Annotated in this window: 13 protein-coding genes; 3 read left to right on the top strand and 10 right to left on the bottom strand. The window is 70.3% G+C overall.

Features of this window, described 5'->3' with window-relative positions:
- Positions 1-17: 17 nt before the first annotated feature.
- The 10 genes from HNR61_RS40745 to HNR61_RS40700 are packed head-to-tail and all read right to left on the bottom strand — an operon-like array spanning position 18 to position 12,951.
- Positions 18-2,621, bottom strand: a complete 2,604-nt coding sequence (locus HNR61_RS40745) for a DUF6519 domain-containing protein (protein WP_182848485.1) — start codon at positions 2,619-2,621, stop codon at positions 18-20.
- A 1-nt stretch (position 2,622) separates the two neighbouring features.
- Positions 2,623-4,740: a phage tail protein gene (locus HNR61_RS40740; RefSeq protein WP_182848484.1), complete on the bottom strand. Its 2,118-nt coding sequence runs from the start codon at positions 4,738-4,740 to the stop codon at positions 2,623-2,625.
- Positions 4,737-7,169, bottom strand: a complete 2,433-nt coding sequence (locus tag HNR61_RS40735) for a baseplate J/gp47 family protein (RefSeq protein WP_182848483.1) — start codon at positions 7,167-7,169, stop codon at positions 4,737-4,739. The genes HNR61_RS40740 and HNR61_RS40735 overlap by 4 nt, the downstream gene beginning before the upstream one ends.
- On the bottom strand, positions 7,166-9,694 hold the full coding sequence (locus HNR61_RS50285; protein ID WP_182848482.1) for a putative baseplate assembly protein: 2,529 nt from the start codon (positions 9,692-9,694) through the stop codon (positions 7,166-7,168). Before HNR61_RS50285 ends, HNR61_RS40735 begins: the two co-directional genes overlap by 4 nt.
- Positions 9,691-10,062 carry a GPW/gp25 family protein gene (locus HNR61_RS40725; protein ID WP_182848481.1) on the bottom strand — a complete coding sequence of 124 codons (372 nt, stop codon included), beginning with the start codon at positions 10,060-10,062 and terminating at the stop codon, positions 9,691-9,693. Before HNR61_RS40725 ends, HNR61_RS50285 begins: the two co-directional genes overlap by 4 nt.
- Complete coding sequence (locus HNR61_RS40720) at positions 10,062-10,382, bottom strand: hypothetical protein (RefSeq protein ID WP_182848480.1); 321 nt, start codon at positions 10,380-10,382, stop codon at positions 10,062-10,064. Before HNR61_RS40720 ends, HNR61_RS40725 begins: the two co-directional genes overlap by 1 nt.
- Positions 10,382-10,876, bottom strand: coding sequence for a phage baseplate assembly protein V (locus HNR61_RS40715; protein ID WP_182848479.1), 495 nt, complete (start codon positions 10,874-10,876; stop codon positions 10,382-10,384). The genes HNR61_RS40720 and HNR61_RS40715 overlap by 1 nt, the downstream gene beginning before the upstream one ends.
- Positions 10,873-12,000 (bottom strand): hypothetical protein, encoded by a 1,128-nt coding sequence (locus HNR61_RS40710; RefSeq protein WP_220510384.1) that lies wholly within the window; start codon positions 11,998-12,000, stop codon positions 10,873-10,875. The genes HNR61_RS40715 and HNR61_RS40710 overlap by 4 nt, the downstream gene beginning before the upstream one ends.
- Positions 12,001-12,014: 14 nt before the next feature.
- Positions 12,015-12,323: a LysM peptidoglycan-binding domain-containing protein gene (locus HNR61_RS40705; protein ID WP_182848477.1), complete on the bottom strand. Its 309-nt coding sequence runs from the start codon at positions 12,321-12,323 to the stop codon at positions 12,015-12,017.
- 1 nt (position 12,324) lies between these two features.
- A complete protein-coding gene (locus HNR61_RS40700; protein ID WP_182848476.1) occupies positions 12,325-12,951 on the bottom strand; it encodes a hypothetical protein in 627 nt (208 codons plus the stop codon).
- A gap of 435 nt (positions 12,952-13,386) precedes the next feature.
- Between HNR61_RS40700 and HNR61_RS40695 the strand changes: the two genes are divergently transcribed.
- The 3 genes from HNR61_RS40695 to HNR61_RS47065 all read left to right on the top strand — a co-directional run bounded on the left by HNR61_RS40695 (position 13,387) and on the right by HNR61_RS47065 (position 15,808).
- The gene (locus HNR61_RS40695; RefSeq protein WP_182848475.1) at positions 13,387-15,141 is read left to right on the top strand and encodes an eCIS core domain-containing protein; all 1,755 of its coding nucleotides are present in this window, start codon (positions 13,387-13,389) and stop codon (positions 15,139-15,141) included.
- Between the two features lie 226 nt (positions 15,142-15,367).
- Entirely contained in the window at positions 15,368-15,580 is a 213-nt protein-coding gene (locus HNR61_RS47070; protein ID WP_220510383.1) for an SRPBCC domain-containing protein, read from the top strand.
- A complete protein-coding gene (locus tag HNR61_RS47065) occupies positions 15,581-15,808 on the top strand; it encodes an SRPBCC family protein (RefSeq protein WP_220510382.1) in 228 nt (75 codons plus the stop codon).
- Positions 15,809-16,566 lie beyond the last annotated feature (758 nt).

Here is a 16,566-nt window from a genome sequence, read left to right as displayed (position 1 = left end):
TCGAGCACAGGGACCCGCTAAAAAAACGCATTAGGATTATCCAGTTTGAATGGGAAGACGAACTGGTTCGCGAAGGTTGCATCGTCCCTCGGGAACCTGTGTTTGCCGCCGATCAGCTGCGAGTAGCAGTTGAGACTGCGCTCTGGCGCGGCTGCGGACCTGATGGCCCAGCCGTCGATCACCAGGCGGCAGTCCAATCTGTCGATAACGGACAGACTGTCGTCTCCGAAGTGAGTCCACAACCCGGTCTTCAACCACGGTCCCACCCATCCACCAGTCTCGCCACCGAAAACATTCCAGGAGATTACCTTTCCTGAAATCTCGACTGTCGAGTGAAGTTCCAGCCACGTGTAGCCGAATCTTCTTTCCCTGGCCGGCCACATCATCCGGAGCAGCACACGTACCGAGTCCTCCGGAGCGGTGATCATTTCGTCCAGTGTGACCTCGAAGCCCTTTACCAGCTGCTGGTACGATACAGATCCGGACTCCAGGCCGACTTCCAGCTCCGTTTTCTCGTTGGTGTTCGGATTTATTGTCTTCCATAGGATTTTCTCGATATGTACGTTGACTGGCCTCGCGCCCACGGCCGGTGACAGTTGTGCGGTGACGCGCACCGGTGCGGCGGTGACGGCGGCATCGGCGAATCGAACCTCCAATGCCGCGCTGTCGCCCGGGATGGTGAACGCCGACTGCCACCAGAATCCAAGCGAGCCGTCAGGGCCGGTCACGCCCGACGTCGACATGCCGAGAGTGTCGGGACGGGTCTCATTCGGGACGACGGCCTTGGCGAACGTACCTGCCAGCTCCGCCGGGGGAGCGCCCGCGGGCGCTCCCGCGATGAGCTTGACACCGGCGACCGGTCCGTGCGGAGTGTCGACGACGACACGCACCGGCTCCGGCAGGACCTTGTTGCGGCCCGCGGCCAACTGCCCGTCCCCGCCCAGCAGCCGCAGGGTGGCCTGGTTGACGCGGCCGGTCACCCGGGCCGCCGGGCCGACGACCCGGTCCTTGTCGTCGAGCAGTTGCGCGGTGAGCACCTGTGCGACCGGACCTGCAGGGTCGGGCCGCCAGCGTACGGCCACCGTGCCGTCGCCGCCGACGCCGAGGTCCAGCCGGTTCGGGCCGCTGTCGGGGGGCTCGCCGACAGCCAGCACGCCGCCGCTTCGGGTCTCGAAACGCACCCGGGCATCGGTGACCGGCAGTCCGCCGCGCCGCACGCAGACGATCACCGGCTCGGGCAGCGGCAGACCGCGCAGCACCTCCTGCCCATCGCCGCCCAGCAGGTCGAACGTGGTCAGGTCGGTTAGTGTTGGGTAGAGGCAGCGGCAGTCGGACTCCAGCGTCCACACTGGAGTCGCCCCTCCGCTGCGGACGAGGATCGCTAGCGGGGTGCGGTGGTGCACCGGGCCGTGCGGCGGCAGCGCCAAGGACTCGCCGCTGCTGCCTTTCGGCCAGTCGATGCTGCCGCTGGCGCCGGACAGGCCGTAGACCAGCCGGACCGTGCGCGCTGGGATGAGCCAGTACTGTCCGGTCTGGAACGTGCCGGACGCGCCGAACTGGACCTGGATACCGGCCTCCAGTTCGACCGACCCGGTGGCCGGGCGGGCCGCGCCCTCCCAGCGGCGCACGATCGGCGCGCGGCCGAGTTCCTTCAACGTCAGCGCCTGCTGGCCTTCCCAGGTCACGGGCAGCACCAGGTCCTGGGGTGCCCCGGCGGTGGCCAGCCGCCCTGGCCGCTGGTGCAGAGCCCAGTCGTCGCTGGTCACCTCGACGACGTCACCGGGCCGGATGGACAGTTCCTCGTCGCGGCCCGTCCGGTCGAGCACCAGCTCGGTGCCGCCGTTCGTGATCGCGGTGATGGCCGCCACAACGCTGCCGTTTTCGCGCGACCACAGGAACCGGAACCCCGCCTCGGGGGTGTCGTGGATTTGCACCCGGTAGAGCTGGTTCTCCAGCCGCTGGTACCCGCCGGAGGCGCTGAGCCTGCACGGGTCGGGCTGTGCCTCGGGCTGCTGCAGGCTCGCGGTGAGGCTGGGCGGCGGCTCGGCCAGCCAGCCGTCCCTGTGCAAGTCCGAGCACTTCTCGTTTGCGGTCAGCGGGACGATCCGGACTTGCCATACGGTACGCAGCCGGGTGCTGGTGTCCGGGCTTCCGAGCGCGGGCTCGTGCAGCGCCGGTTCCTGGTCGGCGGTGACGTGGTGGTGCCACACGTCGAGGTACACCGCGTACCGTCCGTCGACGGCGGGTTCGTCCAGGCCTGGGGTTTCGTCCTCGATGGCGGGCAGGTGGGGCTGGGCGGCCAGCGGCCAGCCCGCCGCGGAGGCGGCAGGTGTGGGTGCCTCGACCATTATTCCGTCGACGTAGTAGCGGCCGGGGGCGATGTGCAGCTGAGCCCACGGGGTGTTGGCGGGTTTGGCCCCGGCGGCGTCGACGATGGCGAACCCGGCCCCGGTCGCGGGAGCGCCGCACCGGCCGATCATGTCGCGGGCGCGGGACTCGTCCTGGTAGGCGGTGATCTCGCTCTGCTCGTTGAAGTCGGCGTCGAGCAGGACCCGGCCCTGCTGCAGAAGCACCGATCGGTGGCCGGGGTCGAAACGCAGCCTGGTGAAGTCTCCGTGCATGTCAGCTCCCGATGATCCCGATCTCTAGTCCCGCTGGTACGTATGGGGCCAGCTGCGCCCGGGCGGCGCGCAGCCGCTGCGGCCGGTGCAGGTGGTGGTGTGCGCCCATTTCGGCGTCACCCTCACCGCCCTCGGCGATGCTCGCCGGGCAGCCCCTGGCTAGGGCCGCGTACTGAGGGGAGGCGGGGTCGAGGGAGGCGAATACTGGGACGGAACGGTCGTCGGGGCCCTCGGGCACGCACCGGTAGCGGTGCGGGATGCGCGAGCCGGGCGCGACGTAGCTGAACCGTACGCAGCCGGTCTGGCGGTGGGTGGCGGTGGTGCGCGCGGTGAGTAGGGTGCTGCTCGCGTCGAGCAGCCTGGTGTCCACCGTGCCCAGCAGCGTGCAGGTGTCGACGGCCAGGCGGGCACCGGGCGCGGTCACCGCGGCGGTGGCGGCAGTGGCGGACAGCTGCGGGTCGACGATGCTGCCGGTCATGGCTAGGGCGGGCACGGTCTCGGCTAGGGCCACCGGTCCGGTGACGGTGCGAAGCAGCCGGACGCTCAGCTCGCCATTGGTGCTGCCTGCGGGGTTGCCCGCGACGGTGAGGGACCCCGCGAGCGTGCTCTGGGCCAGGGTGAGCGAGCCGAGATGGCCGGGCGCTGCCGTGAGGTCCCCCTCGATGACGAGGCCATCAAGGACCAGGCTGCTGCCGGGCTCGCCGGTGACCTGGATCCGGCCGCGCAGATGCGGGCGCAGCCCTGCGAAGTCGTACTCACCGGGGTCGGCCGGACCACCGGGTGGGGGTGTCGCTGCGACGATGACCAGCCGCGTCGCGGCAGGGATGGTGACCGTCAGGTCCTCGACGTAGGTGGCATTGTCGGCGACGGTGATGACGAACGTACCACCGGCCGCCGACGAGTCGCCGGGGGTCTCCCAGGCCAGCCGGGCCGCGTTGAGTGCGGCGCCCAATGTCGTGACGCTGAGGTCACGTGCGCCTGCGGCGTTCACCGCAATCTGCCCGGTCGTGCCGCGAGTGCCCAGGTAGGCATCTGATGCCAGCGCTTGCTCGTGCAGGTCCCGGCGGTCGTACGGACCGGCGCCCAGGTCGGCGATGCCGCCGTAGGTGTAGCGCACTTGCAGCTGTCGCGGTGGTGGCTGTCCTTCCCGAAAGGCGTGCAGGCGACCGTTCCGGGCGTCGATCATGACTTGGAGGTCGGGAGTGCCGGGCAGCAGGTCCTCAAGCCCGCAGACACGCAGGTGGGTGGCGGGCACGGGAGCCGACGTGGCGTCGAGGCGTACGCCGACGGGGAGGTCGCGCGGCGCGGCTGGTCCGCTGCGGGCGGCCCGCAGCAGGTCGAGTAGCCGCCGCGGGCGCAGCGGCACAGGCAGGTCGGCTTCGTCGGCCAGTTCCTCCACGGCGGGTTCGGCCGGTGGCGTGGCGAACAGGGGAGCGCTGCGGCCGAGCGGGTCGGCGGTGAACTCGCCGGGCGCGTCGCTCGGGCGGGCCGTCGCCCACTCGACGTCGTAGGTCTGCCATCCGAACAGGAACACGCCCACATTCGCGATGCCGTAGCGGCCACGGCCGCGGGTGATGCTGCGTGCCTCGGCGGTGTGGGCCAGGGGGTCGAGCGCACCGGCCGCATGCCCGCCGCAATGTTCGAGCCGCCCGGCCTTGCGTAGGTCGGCGGTGGCCGCCCGGTCCAGCCGTACGTGGTTGAGGTGGGCCGTTGTGGCGAGTAAGCAGTAGAACTCCACCGCGCGGGCGGGCCAGCCGGTGATGTCGCGGGCGATGCGTTCCAGGATCGCGACGGTGCCTTTGCGGCGGCGGTAGGCAATGGTGTTGGCGACGATGCTGCGGCGGCTGACCCCGGGCCCGAGGTCGGCGGGCAGGGCGTCCAGCCCGACTAGGTCCGCCAGGTACGGCACCACCCATTCGGGGCAGGTCTCGATGAACCAGCTGTCGTACAGCATGGCGATGTCGTCCTCCAGCACCTGAAGTTCCTCGCCGACCGCGGTCAGCAGCGCCGCCATCGCGTCGGTGGGATCGGCGACGCCGGTGGCGGGATCGCGGCCGGTCAGGTGGGCGGGCAGGAGCGCTTGCAGCCGCCGGGTGGCCTCGGTTGTTTCGGGGGTCATGGCATCTCCTCGATGTTGAGGTGGTCGCGGGCCAGGCTCAGCACCTCGGCCGGGGCGAGAGTGCCGTTCTCCAGCCAGCGGGCCGACTGGGCGAGGAGTAGCCTCTGCGACGTCGGGTGGGTGATCGGGGCGAGCTCGGGCATGGTGCACGCCCGGACACCGGGTACGTCGTGGACCATCACGAGCACGGCGGCTGCGGTGACCGCCGAGGCGAACGACGCCCAACCCGGTCCGAGCCTCCGGTCGAGCGTGTCGGCGACGGCCTGGTGCACGGCGCCGGGCTCGTAGGCGGGATCGGCCGCGACCCGGACGCGGGCACCGTACTCGATCACCTGCGCGGGAAGAAGCGCGAGCGTGGTGACCGGATCGCGCGCGGCCTCCAGAGCCGTGCGCAGGTCGGCCAGCAGGCCGTCGCTGACCGGTCGGCCGTCGACGCCGAGCACGGTCACCGCGAGGATGTGGCGCCTCCCGTCCCAGACCAGGTCGGCGCGGGCGTGGCCGACACCGGCGAAGCCCCGAGCGAAGTCCTCGTGGTCGCCGACCGACACCGCCCGCCCGAGCGTGCGCGCGTGCATCGGTGCGTTGGTCCGGGCCTGATCGATTTCCTCCGGCGGCGCCCAGTCCAGCGTGTCTGCGGGGTTGCTCACGTCCCGGATGCTCAACGGCCGCTGGGTGAGCAGGGCGAGGGCGCCGGCGGCGACCTCGCCGTCGCGCCCGATGCCCACGCGGTAGCGGGCGGTGATGTTCTCCTCGCCGGTCGGCGGGCGGGCGCCGTGCACGCCATCGCCGAACTCCACCGCGACCTCGCCGTTGTCGGCGGTCCGCAGGACGTAGACCCGGTCGTCGGGGTTTGCGTCGGTGAACGACTCGACCGCGCGCCAGCGCACGCCGTCGACGCGCACCTCCAGGGTGTCGGTGACGCCGGAGGCCGTGGAGGTACGCAGGAAGGTCAGCGGCGCGCGGCGCAGCCGGTACGTGGCGAACGCGGTGCGGCTGTCGCCGCTGCCCAGCACCTGATTGATCGTCTCACCGTGGCTGGCGGCGACGGCGTTGCCCAGCACACGTACGGTCGCGGCGGCATACGAGCCACGCAGCGGCTTGGTCAGCTTGACGGTCATCGTCGTGCCCGAGACCGTGCACGCCTTGACCACGGCCGGTTCAACGTTGGTCTCCGCACCACCGACCGTCTCACCCGTGACGAGGACCAGCCTGCCGGTGGGCAACGGCGGCTCGGTGGCGGCCAGCTCCAGTTCGTCGCCCCCGACCGGCTCCGTGCGTGGCCGCAGCTCGGCGGGCAGCGGCCGGGCATCGGCATGCACCAGCGCCTGCCGGCGGTGGAACTCGCCCAAGCCCAACTTGGTGTCGACGGTGACACGGGTAATGCGACCGCTGAGGCCGTACTTCTTAAGGCCGTCGGCGTACACCGTCTTGATGGAGTACAGGCGGCGGTTGTCGTTCTGCTCCAGGACCAGCCAGGTGCGGGGCTGCAGCGAGGTGTGGTCGCCGTCGAGTTCCAGCTCGCGTTGTTCGACGTCTATCTCGAACTTGTCCCATTCCACCCCCTCCGCCTCGGGCCTGCCTTGCAGCATCGCCACATCGGGCGCGGTCATGCCGAACAGATGGGCACGCCGACGCAGCACAAACACCTGCACGTCCCGATGGGCGATCATGTCGTCCCCGAAGGCGAACCCGATACCAGGTGTGATGGTCAGCCTGGTCCACCCACCCGAGCGGATGGTCTGCTCCGACACCGCCTGCACGATTCGGAAGTCCCAGCGGTTGGCGTCCGCGTCGCCGGGCTGCGGGCCCCCGGGCCGCTCGGCCAGTTCGGCGCGCTCGGCGCCGACGACCAGCACCCCGTCGCCCGCGTTGAGCCCGTGCCCGCTGCCGCGCAGCCAGATGACCTTGTCGCGGGCACGCAGAACCTGCGGCAGCGCATCCACCGCCGGTATCGCATTCCATGCCGCCTGCGCGGTCAGCTCCGCTGCGGTCTCGAACGTCTGCGGCAGCATGTCCTGCCCGGGAATGCTCTGCACGGGCAGCCCTGCGGGCACCAGGACGGTCGCCGGCGCGCCCGGCGCGTCCTCGACAGTGAACGCCAGGTAGGTCTGCGCCGCAACGCCCGGACGCAACTCGTATCCGACGGTGCGAGCCAGCTCGCGCAGCGAGCGGCGGTGGCGGGCCGTAGCCAGGAAGCCCTCCTCGGCGATCCGCTCGGTGTAGAACGATACGACGTCGCAGACCAGCGCCCACGCGTCCAGCAGTGCTATGGCCGGGTCCTCGGTGCCATGCTGGGCGAGCAACCGCACCGACTGCGGCTGGCCGGGCGCGCTCAGCACAGCCCGCATCCGCGCCATCGCCACCCCGTGCGGCGAGGTCCGCAGCGCGATCGCGGGCACGCCGGTGCCGCCGGACGCCTCGGTACTCATGCCTCGCCCCCGCGCAGTAGGATCTCCACCCGGCCGTGTTCGGGATTGCTGGGATCGTTGTCGGCGCGGGCCACCTCGCGCGGGCCGAGGTCGATGCGCCCGGCGGCGACATCGCCGCCGGGAGGCCGGTCGCGCCGGCGGAAGCTGTTCGGCGAGGGCGGCGCGTCGTCGACGTCGACGCTGATGACGCCAGGCACAGCCATTACCGCGGCCACCAGGTCGCTGAGGTACACCGGTTGGCCGAAGGTCAGGTTGTCCGGATGGAACAAGCCACGGCGGCCGTCGGGCAGCAGCCCGGTCCCGAGCACCTGCCCGAGCCGCTTGGCGACCTCTGCGCGCGGGTGGCCGGACCGCACGCATGCTGTCAGGACGATCTCCAGGGGGACGTAGACCGGCGGCGCGAACTCGACGTCCACTCCGGCCAGACGTTGAGTGTTTAACACGCGTGCGACCTGCGCGGTGACCGCCGGGTCCAGACCCTGGCCACCGATAGGGTCGATGGTCACCTCGACGGTGTACCAGGACCCCGTCCAGCGCCGCCGGGCGACGGCCCGCTGCACGGCGGGGTGGCGCATTGCCACCGCGCTGTAGTCACTCGGCGTGACCGCACGCAACGAATCGTGGAACGCGAACGGGGCGAGACGGCGCGCCTGCTCGTGCGACTGCGGCGCGCGGCCTCCCATGGCTCCCAACGGATTGGTCACGGCCACCCCGTCCGGCACCTGCCTCCCGGCCGCCGGAACCAGGACGGACAGCTGATCCGCGGCGACGTTGCCCTCCGCACCGCCCCCGATGCGGCACCGGGCCACCGGCCGGGCACCGGCCCCAGGCCGACGACCGAACTCGCCGTCGCCGAAACGCAGCCGCACGGACCCGTCCGCCTCGACCTCCACCGTCACGTGCCGGTCGATACGGCGGCTGGTCAGCAGGTCCGGCCGTGCCTGCCACTCGTGGCGTCCATCGTGGAGGGTGATCTGCGACTCAGCGCGGTGAGGATCGGGCCGCAGCATCGCCGCGGCCGAGTCCGTGGCAGAGGGTGCGTAACGCTGCGCCCACGCGAGACCAGTGCGGCGCAGCCGCGGCCGGTACGCACCGTTGCGGGGCACCCGAGATGGATCCAACGCCAACCCGGTGACTGTACCGCCATGGTCGGCGGCGACAACGTTGGCCAACGCGACCGCGGCGACGTCGGCTCTGCCGTCCGGGCGCGGCCGGGACACGGTAAGCGGCCCGCGTAGTGCGTCGTCGGCGTGCCAGTGCAGATGCAGCAGCGTACGCCCTGGCGCGGCCAGCGGGTCCGTGTGCGCGACCGGCGGGCGGTCCAAGCGCATCACGTAGCGCCGCTGCGGGTCGCCACCCGCGACCTCACCGTCCGGGCCGAGCTCGGCGAGAATCAGCACGTCACCCTCGTGCAACTGCACCGCCGCGCCGGTCGGCCCGGCGTCGACGTAAGCGCTACGAGCTCCGGCGTCCAGCCTGCTGCTCGTGTCGCCCCACGAGTGCAGCGCCATCCTGTTGCGGCCACGGGTCAGCGTCGCGGCATGACAGGTCTCGAACACGGTCGCGCCGCGCGCCAAGGCGTCTTCGACGTCGGCGAAGATCGTACCCGGCCCGCTGACCTGGTCGGCGACGGCGGTCCCTGCCGGCAGATCGGTGTCGCCTTCGGTGGTGAACGCTAGGAACGTCCGCGCCGCGCAGCCCTCGTGCAGCTGGTAGTCCAGCAGGCGGGCGTGCCGGCGCACCGAGGTGCGCCGCCGGGCGGTGCTTAGATACGCCTCCACCGCGACCGCGTCCTGCCAGTAGGCCAGCCGGTCGCCGACGTGGGCGAACAGCTCTGCCAGCATGACGCCGAGGTCGGCGGGGTTGCTGTCGGACCACCCCGGCAGCAGTGTCGAGAGCCGGTCCAGCAGCCGGACCCGCAGCGCCTCGTAGTCGCGGGCCAGGTAATCACCGGCAGGCACGGCGGTCTCCGGATCCGCCGCCGCGGCCTCCTGCCGGCAGTCCAGATCGGACTGGCAGTCGACGGTGAACGTGAACGGCGCCTCGGCCAGGGGCGCGTCGAATCCGGCGGGCACGCCTGCCCCGCCTGGCCCCAGCAGCCGCAGCACGTACGTCGACCAGTCCCCGCTGGTGGTGGTCCGCACCGCTAGGATCCGGTCGGCATGCTCGCCGGCCGCCGCGACCGCCAGCATCCTGTCGGCTTCGGCCACGCCAGCGAGCGGGTCGGCACCAGCGAGCCGGGTGACCGGGTACGCCCACAGCACCCGGACCGGGTTGACGCGCGGGTCCGGTCGCACCCCGCCGGCCACGGCCACTCGGCGGTGGTCCAGCTCATCCGGCACCGGCCCGTGCAGCAGGTACACCAGCAGGATCCGGTGCCGGGCTGCATCCGCGACGAACCCTGGCTCGCCCTCGCGGTTGGCCAGCACCTCCACGAAGTCGATGCCGTTATGGACGCTGCCGCGCGCCAGCGCGACCCGCGCCTCCCGGTCGAACGCGACATCGGCGAACCCATCGGTGCTCACGGCGTACCCGCCACGACGACCCGGGCGGTGCGGCGACCGCCGACCGCCGCAGTGGACGCCGGCTGGTAGACGACGGTGATCTGTAGCGTGCCCTCGTCCCCCTCGACCCGCACGTCCTCGACCTGCAGCAGATCACCGAGCCACTGCTGGATCGCACCGTGCACCAGCGCCTGCACCCCGTTGGCCAGCTCGTCGCCTGGGGCAGTGAACACCAGGCCGCTGACGCCGCTGCCGAATGTGGGCCGGTTGACCCGCTCACCGAGCCGGGTCAGCAGTACGTGCTCGATCAGGCCGCGCAGGTACTGCTCGTCGTCGGCCAGGGCCGTGTGCCCTCGGCTGTCGATGCGCATCGGTATCCCCAGGTGCATCACAAGCCTCGCACCCTTACCTGCGAGCAGGTGACGGTCAGCGGTACCCCGGTTGGGGCGCACACGCCGGACCCGCCCTGCAAAACCAGCGGCTGGCCACCCATCACCCGGACGCGGGTGCTGCCCGCCGTCCAGGTGCCGCTCGCGCACGGCCCGCCCGAGGCCGTCGGGAACGGACACCCGGCGATCGTGTACGGCGTGCTAAGCATCACCAGCGGCTGCCCGCCGCAGGTCACCCGGCGGTACGCGGTCACCGGCGCGGCCCGCCCGCCATGCCCGCACAGCACGGTCGCCGCCTGCTGGGCCAGGAACCCGGGCATCACGTTACCTCCAGCGCGTCTCCGTTGATCGACACGGTCTTCGGGTCCAGCGCGATGCTGGCCACGCCGTTACTGATTTCGATGCCCTCTGCCGAGAAGGAGAGCTTCATCGGGTTCGGCACGGCAGGCGGTCGGACCTCAATGGTGAGCCCGCCGACCTGCGGCAGGTCATTGAACGTGATCGTGACGCAGTCGGTCTGCCACTTCTTGATGTGCGGAAGGGCGGGCGTCGGCGACTGGCCGATGCCCCAGAAGCACCCGGCGAGGATCGGTCGCCGCGGGTCCCCGGCCTCGAACTCGACCCACACGTTCGTCCCCACCGGGGGGACGGCGAACAACCCGACGCCGTTACCGGCATACGGCACGCATGGCTCGGCCCAGCTCATCCTTCCATCACCGAAGATCGCAGGGACCGACACCTGGACCCGCCCTCGCATCAGCGGATCCTCATTGGCGCGAACCGTCCCGCGGTACTTGCCGAAGTACTTCTTCACGTGACCACTACCGGGATCGTCGACCCGTAACCGTCCCGGCAGAGGGTGAACCGTTGCTGGTAGGAGCCTGCGGACAGCTCGTGCACCACGCGCCGCACGTACCACAGCCCGTCGTGCGACCAGCCCGCACCGCGTACGCCCACCAGTGCCCGCGGGCGCAGCAGGCTGCCGTACCGGGCGCCGTCGAGCGAACCTTCGGCGACGACGGCGTCCACAGCCGAGTCCACGCGCACCTGCGCCCGCGCGAACGCGGTGACCGCGCTGATCCCGCTGTCGCGCAGCCTGCGGCGGCGCACATCGCCCCGGCGGGTCGCCCACAGAGGCAGCGCTGACAGCGGCGGCCGGAGGCTGGCCTCGGTGCGCACCGGGACGGTACGCCCGGTGCGGTCATCCTGCACCACCCCGGCGACGAACATCGGCGCCATCGCCTCCTGTCGGAACGAGACCTGCGTCACGTTGGTGACCGGCCCGAGGTCGACCGAGAGCGCGGGCTGAGGCCGTCCCGCCCGCACGGGCGGCCCCCAGTAGATGCCGCTGCTTCCCGGAGCCGGGCCAGGGATCGCGTAGCAGACGTAACCGTGCCCCGCGGCGAGGGCGCGCAGCAATCCCAGGTCGGTGTCCTGCTGCGTCGGGATGTACTCGATCGGCAGTGCCGGGTCCGCCACCGGCGGTGGCACCACGATCGGCGCGATCCGCTGCCCGGCATAGCGAGCCAGCACCTTCTGCACGATCGCCACGTCGGTCATGGCCGGGTGCTCGGTGTCGACCTCCTCCCGATCGAGCAGGAACGTCACGTCCTCGCCGATCGCCGTCAGCGTCGCCGACCCCGGCTCCTGGCCCGGCACCAGTTCCACCTGGGTGACGAAGCCGTCCATGAGCACCTGCGGCACCGCACCGAAGCGCACAACCACCACCACCCGGGCGAACGCGCTGATCGGTGACGCCCTCAGCGGCGCGGTGTCCAGGGCCGACGCGACACCCGCACGCCCGGCGTCGAACCGCAGCGCGAACACCGAGGGACCGCTGTCGCTCTCGGTGACGGTGGCCGACAGGAACCGGGCGGCCAGCGGCGCGGGCAGCGGCACCGGGATGGTCGACCCGGCGAGCAGGCTCAGGTGCAGCATGGGGGCGCCCACGGTCACACCCCGCCAGGGATGGCCAGTACGCTGCCCTCGGCATGCGGCCCGACCAGGTCGAACGGGTCCAAGGCCGCGTTGGCGTCACAGACCTGCCAGTACGCGGCCGGGTCACCGAGGTAGTGCGCGGCGATGAGGTCGATGCGATCGTCGGCACGTACCCGATGCCAGCTCGTCGGCGGCGCTGCGACCTGATTGTGCTCCTGCCCGCCGGGCAACAGGTAGCGCACCTCCCGCTGGCCGCCGCGCCCGTCGGACAGCATCAGACTGGCAGTCGGCGCGTCCTGGTACCGGCTGACCTGGGTGAACATGTCACACCCCCGGCCTGGCCGCGACGGCCGTGGCCGCCAAGATCTCCTTGCCGACCTGGTGCACCAGGAACAGGGCGTATCCGGCGTTGCTGGGAGGCAGGTCGCTGTACGACAGCACCCGCGCACGCAGCTCCACCCGTGCCCGTATCGGGTTGAGCAGCTGGTCGAACGCCTCCTCGGTCACCGACAGGCTCTCCAGCCGGACGGGGACCGCACGCGCCGGTCCCAGTACTAGGAGGGTGAGCGGCGACTCGGCCGGCAGGATCTCGATGGTGCCCGCCAGCAGGAGCGCGGTATTGGCGATCACCCGACTCACCGGCTGGTGCAGCAGCAGCTCCAGCGCGGCGAGTTGTCCGGCGATACCGGCGATGGCCCCGCCGGGGACCGCGGTCGGCTGGTCGGCGGCATCGACTTCGACGGTCAGGCTGATGGTCTCGATCGGGGCGCCGAAGACGCGGTGCACATCGGTGGTACCGCCCGATGCGCTGCCCCCGCCCCGCGGGGTGAGCGACCGGGTGATCGCATCCGGGTTGTACTGGAACACCACGGCGCGCGGACCGGGAGCCGTCGCATCGACGGCGAAGATCGCTCCGCGTAGCGCACGCGGACTGCCCAGCAGGCTGCTCATGCCTTGCATCCTCGGGCCTGCCACGTCACAGCCGCGTCAGCGCTAGGTTACCGAGCTCGGAGGGTTCTCCACTGGCCACTCACTCGGCGGCTTCACGGGGCGCCGGACAGCCCATGTGGACGCTCTTATATTCGAGATCCGTTTCATGAGGTCCAAGGCAAACTCGAACGCCTTCTCGATGAGGACGATCAAGGGCATGCGGCGGCGTTCTACGGTTCTGGTCCGCGACACCAAATCCATCGCCGCCTTCGATGAGGCCTTTTCAAGCCGGAGCATCCGGACCGTCAAGACTCCACCACAAGCCCATGATCGGCAACCGGCTTCACTGATTCCACCCCCGAGCCTCGGCGGCGTGATCAACCCGTACCACCGTGCGGATCCGCGCGATCAAGGGGGTGAACCATGTCCGCGTCTCCCTTCATGACATACTGAGGTATGCGCGAATTCGTGCAGCATGTCACCCGGGCCGACCGGACAGAGGCCATTCAGTCGCCGTGCGTACGCGAGGTGTTGGGGTCCGCTGGGCAGCCGCTGGACAGTGTCGACCGCGCCTACTACGAGCCCCGCTTTGGATACGACTTCAGCCGGGTGCGGATCCACGCCGGGAGCAGTGCTCAGGCGGCAGCGCGCTCGATCGATGCGGCTGCTTTCACCATCGCTGATCACGTCGTGCTCGGTGTCCAGTCAGTGTCTGAGGTGGGCAGTCATCTTCTCGCGCACGAGCTGGCGCACGTTACGCAGCAGGACCGCTCTGGTAACGTTCACCGGCAGTCGTTGGTGCTCTCCACGCCGCAGGACGCCAGTGAACGGGCCGCCGACGCCGCCGCTCGCAGCGTGATTTCCGGAAACAATGGGCGTATCTCGACTATACCGAGCACTGGTGCAACGCTCTTTCGCGCGCCGGTCAGCCACCAGCGCGGATACCACGGTGAGCAGGGGATGGGCTTTCTCGGCTATCCGCAGGAGCAGGGTTGGGCGTTCCTGGAAGGTCCCAGCGGAGCGGCCGGACACGGGATCACCGCCGCTGGTTTCGATGGGGTGGCAATACGTACCAAAGGGCCCTTGGAAATCCACATTATCGATAACAAGTCCGTGGCACATCGCGGCAACGTCTCCAGTGCCTCTGCGCTTACCAAGAACCTCGCGAAGAACCTCTCCGACCTGTTCTTGCGTATCAGCGATCCGTCGTTCGACAATGTTCCCCGAATCGGCCAGACACGTGCAGCGGTGCAGGCTGCCCGCGCAGCGGTTGTCAATGGCGCACCGCTGCCACAGAACGTGCAACTCATCGTCACCAATGTGGGCGGACAGGCCAGCGGCGTGACTGACCGGCTTGCCGGGCAGGGTGTGCAGTTCCGCAACCTGCAGACCGCCCCACCAGCTGGGGGAGGACCGCCTCCACCTGCAGCGCCTCCGGCTGGTCTCTCCGGGACTGGCGGCGCCGGGCCGAGTGCGGCGCGAACCGGGGGCGGGGCCGGTCCGGCCCCTGCCCCGGCCCCGTCGCCCAGCGCCACCGCGGCTAAGGAGATGGCAGGCGAGCTCGGCCAGACACAGTCAGCCCTTCGCAAGGCGCTGTCAGTTGCAAGCATCGTCAAGACCCTTGGGATAGTCCTGGCGATCGCGAATCATATCGACTCCGCTCTCAACGCCATCCTCATGGCGCAAGGCGCGGCGGCGGGCCAGCCCATCCTGCTGGGACCGGAGGTCCAGCGTGCCGAATCTCTACACCAGGAGGCGAGCGGCCTCCGCAAGAAGTACGACGCATACTCCGCCGACCTGTCCAACCTCCGGCCGACCCTGTGGGCGGCGTTCGCCGATGCCGAGAAGTCCAGGGCAGCCATCGGCACGCTTGTCAACGTCATCGGTGACCTGGGGAACATGCGCGACGACCTCGATGACCGTATAAAGAAGCTCACGGCGCTGCGCAATCTCGTGGAGGCGCGCGAGACCGCGGCGAAGAAAATCCTCGAAGACCCCAAGGCGATGGCGGCGCTTGCCATAGCGACCTTCGGCACGTCGCTCCAAGCCACCATCTTCGGCGCGTCCCTCGACCTCCAGTGCATCAACGGAGAGCTGGGTCAGGCCATCACAGACTTGCAGGCGGCTCACACAACGATCGTTGACGACAGCGCCTACCTCAAGGCCTGGCTCAACACCTATGCACAGCGGGCCGAGGGGGCAAAGACGTAGCTGCCGCTTGAAACCTGACTCGCTCGGCGGTTCCGTGTGGGTGCCCATATTCCGGTCACCGCTACGCGACCTGGTGTGGGACTGTGCCGAACACTGTGTCACTCCTGCGATTTGAGCGTTTAAGGCAACCAACGGTTGCACATGTTGAAGGAACGCCCTCTAGCCATGTGCAACTAAGGGTTGCACGAAGGGAGGAACGTGGTGAAGTACACCAGCATCCAGCGGGATGCTCCGCATCGACGCCACTCCCGAGATGGTCTACGAGGTGATCAGCTCTCCCGGGCACCTGTGCAAGTGTTGGCCCGACGGTGCCGAACTCGACCCGGTCCCCGGTTCCACTGGCGTCATCACCTTCGGTGACCCGACCTCGCCGGATGCGAAGGTCGAGCGCCTCACCGTCGTGGAGGCTGACCCGCCCCGCCGGTTCGCGTTCCGCTAGGTGTATGGCGCGGGCGAGTCGGCGGCGCAGGACAATTCCCTGCTGGTCACCTTCGACCTGGTTCGGTCCGGTGACGGCACGCTGCTGCGCTTTGAGGAGACCGGCTTCCGCGAGCGTGAGTGGGAGGCCGCCGTGCTGGAGGAGGCCGACCTCGGCCACGTCCGCGGTCGGGACCACTTCCTCCCGCGCCTGGTCAGCTACGTGACCCGGCTGGCGTCGAAACCGTGAGCGTCCCCATCGACGACGTGCTGTGGCGCCCGCCCTCCGGGGTGGGCGAGGATCGCAACACCGGGAGCTGCTGCGTGACGGCGACACCCGATGCGGTGGCGCCCGCCCTCCGGGGTGGGCGAGGATCGCAACGCGCACGGGCGCGGCATGCTGCATTGCCACCTGGACGGTGGCGCCCGCCCTCCGGGGTGGGCGAGGATCGCAACTTGGGGATCGTCGTGAACAGGTGCCGCACGATGACCTGTGGCGCCCACCCTCCGGGGCGGGCGAGGATCGCAACGACCGGGCGAAAGCACTCGCAGCGAGGATGCCGGGTGGCACCCGCCCTCCGGGGCGGGTGAGGATCGCAACAAGGCCATGGGCGAGGCTGGCGCCGCCGCGCTCGGCGTGGCGCCCCCTCCGGGGTGGGCGAGGATCGCAACAACGCCAGCCAGCAGCTCAAGGAAGGCTGGACGCAGGTGGCGCCAGCCCTCCGGGGCGGGTGAGGATCGCAATATCGACACCTCATGCCCCGGGGGATCCTGCGCGGCAGTGGCGCCCGCCCTCCGAGGTGGGCGAGGATTGCAACTGTCTGGCTGGCTGCCGCAAGGAGGCCGTCCGCCTGGTGGCGCCCGCCTTCCGGGGCGGGTGAAGATCGCAACGACATGTACGCCCTGCCCACACCCCCCCGGCGACTGGGGCGGCGCCAGCCCTCCGGGGCGGGCGAGGGTCGCAACATGCCGCCACAGGAAGGCAAAAGCGTCCGCGCCAGTGGCGCC

Source organism: Actinomadura kijaniata, assembly GCF_014138665.1.
Classification (GTDB): Bacteria; Actinomycetota; Actinomycetes; order Streptosporangiales; family Streptosporangiaceae; genus Spirillospora; species Spirillospora kijaniata.
The sequence above is the reverse complement of the archived record's forward strand: the minus strand, read 5'-3'. Positions and strand labels throughout refer to the sequence as shown.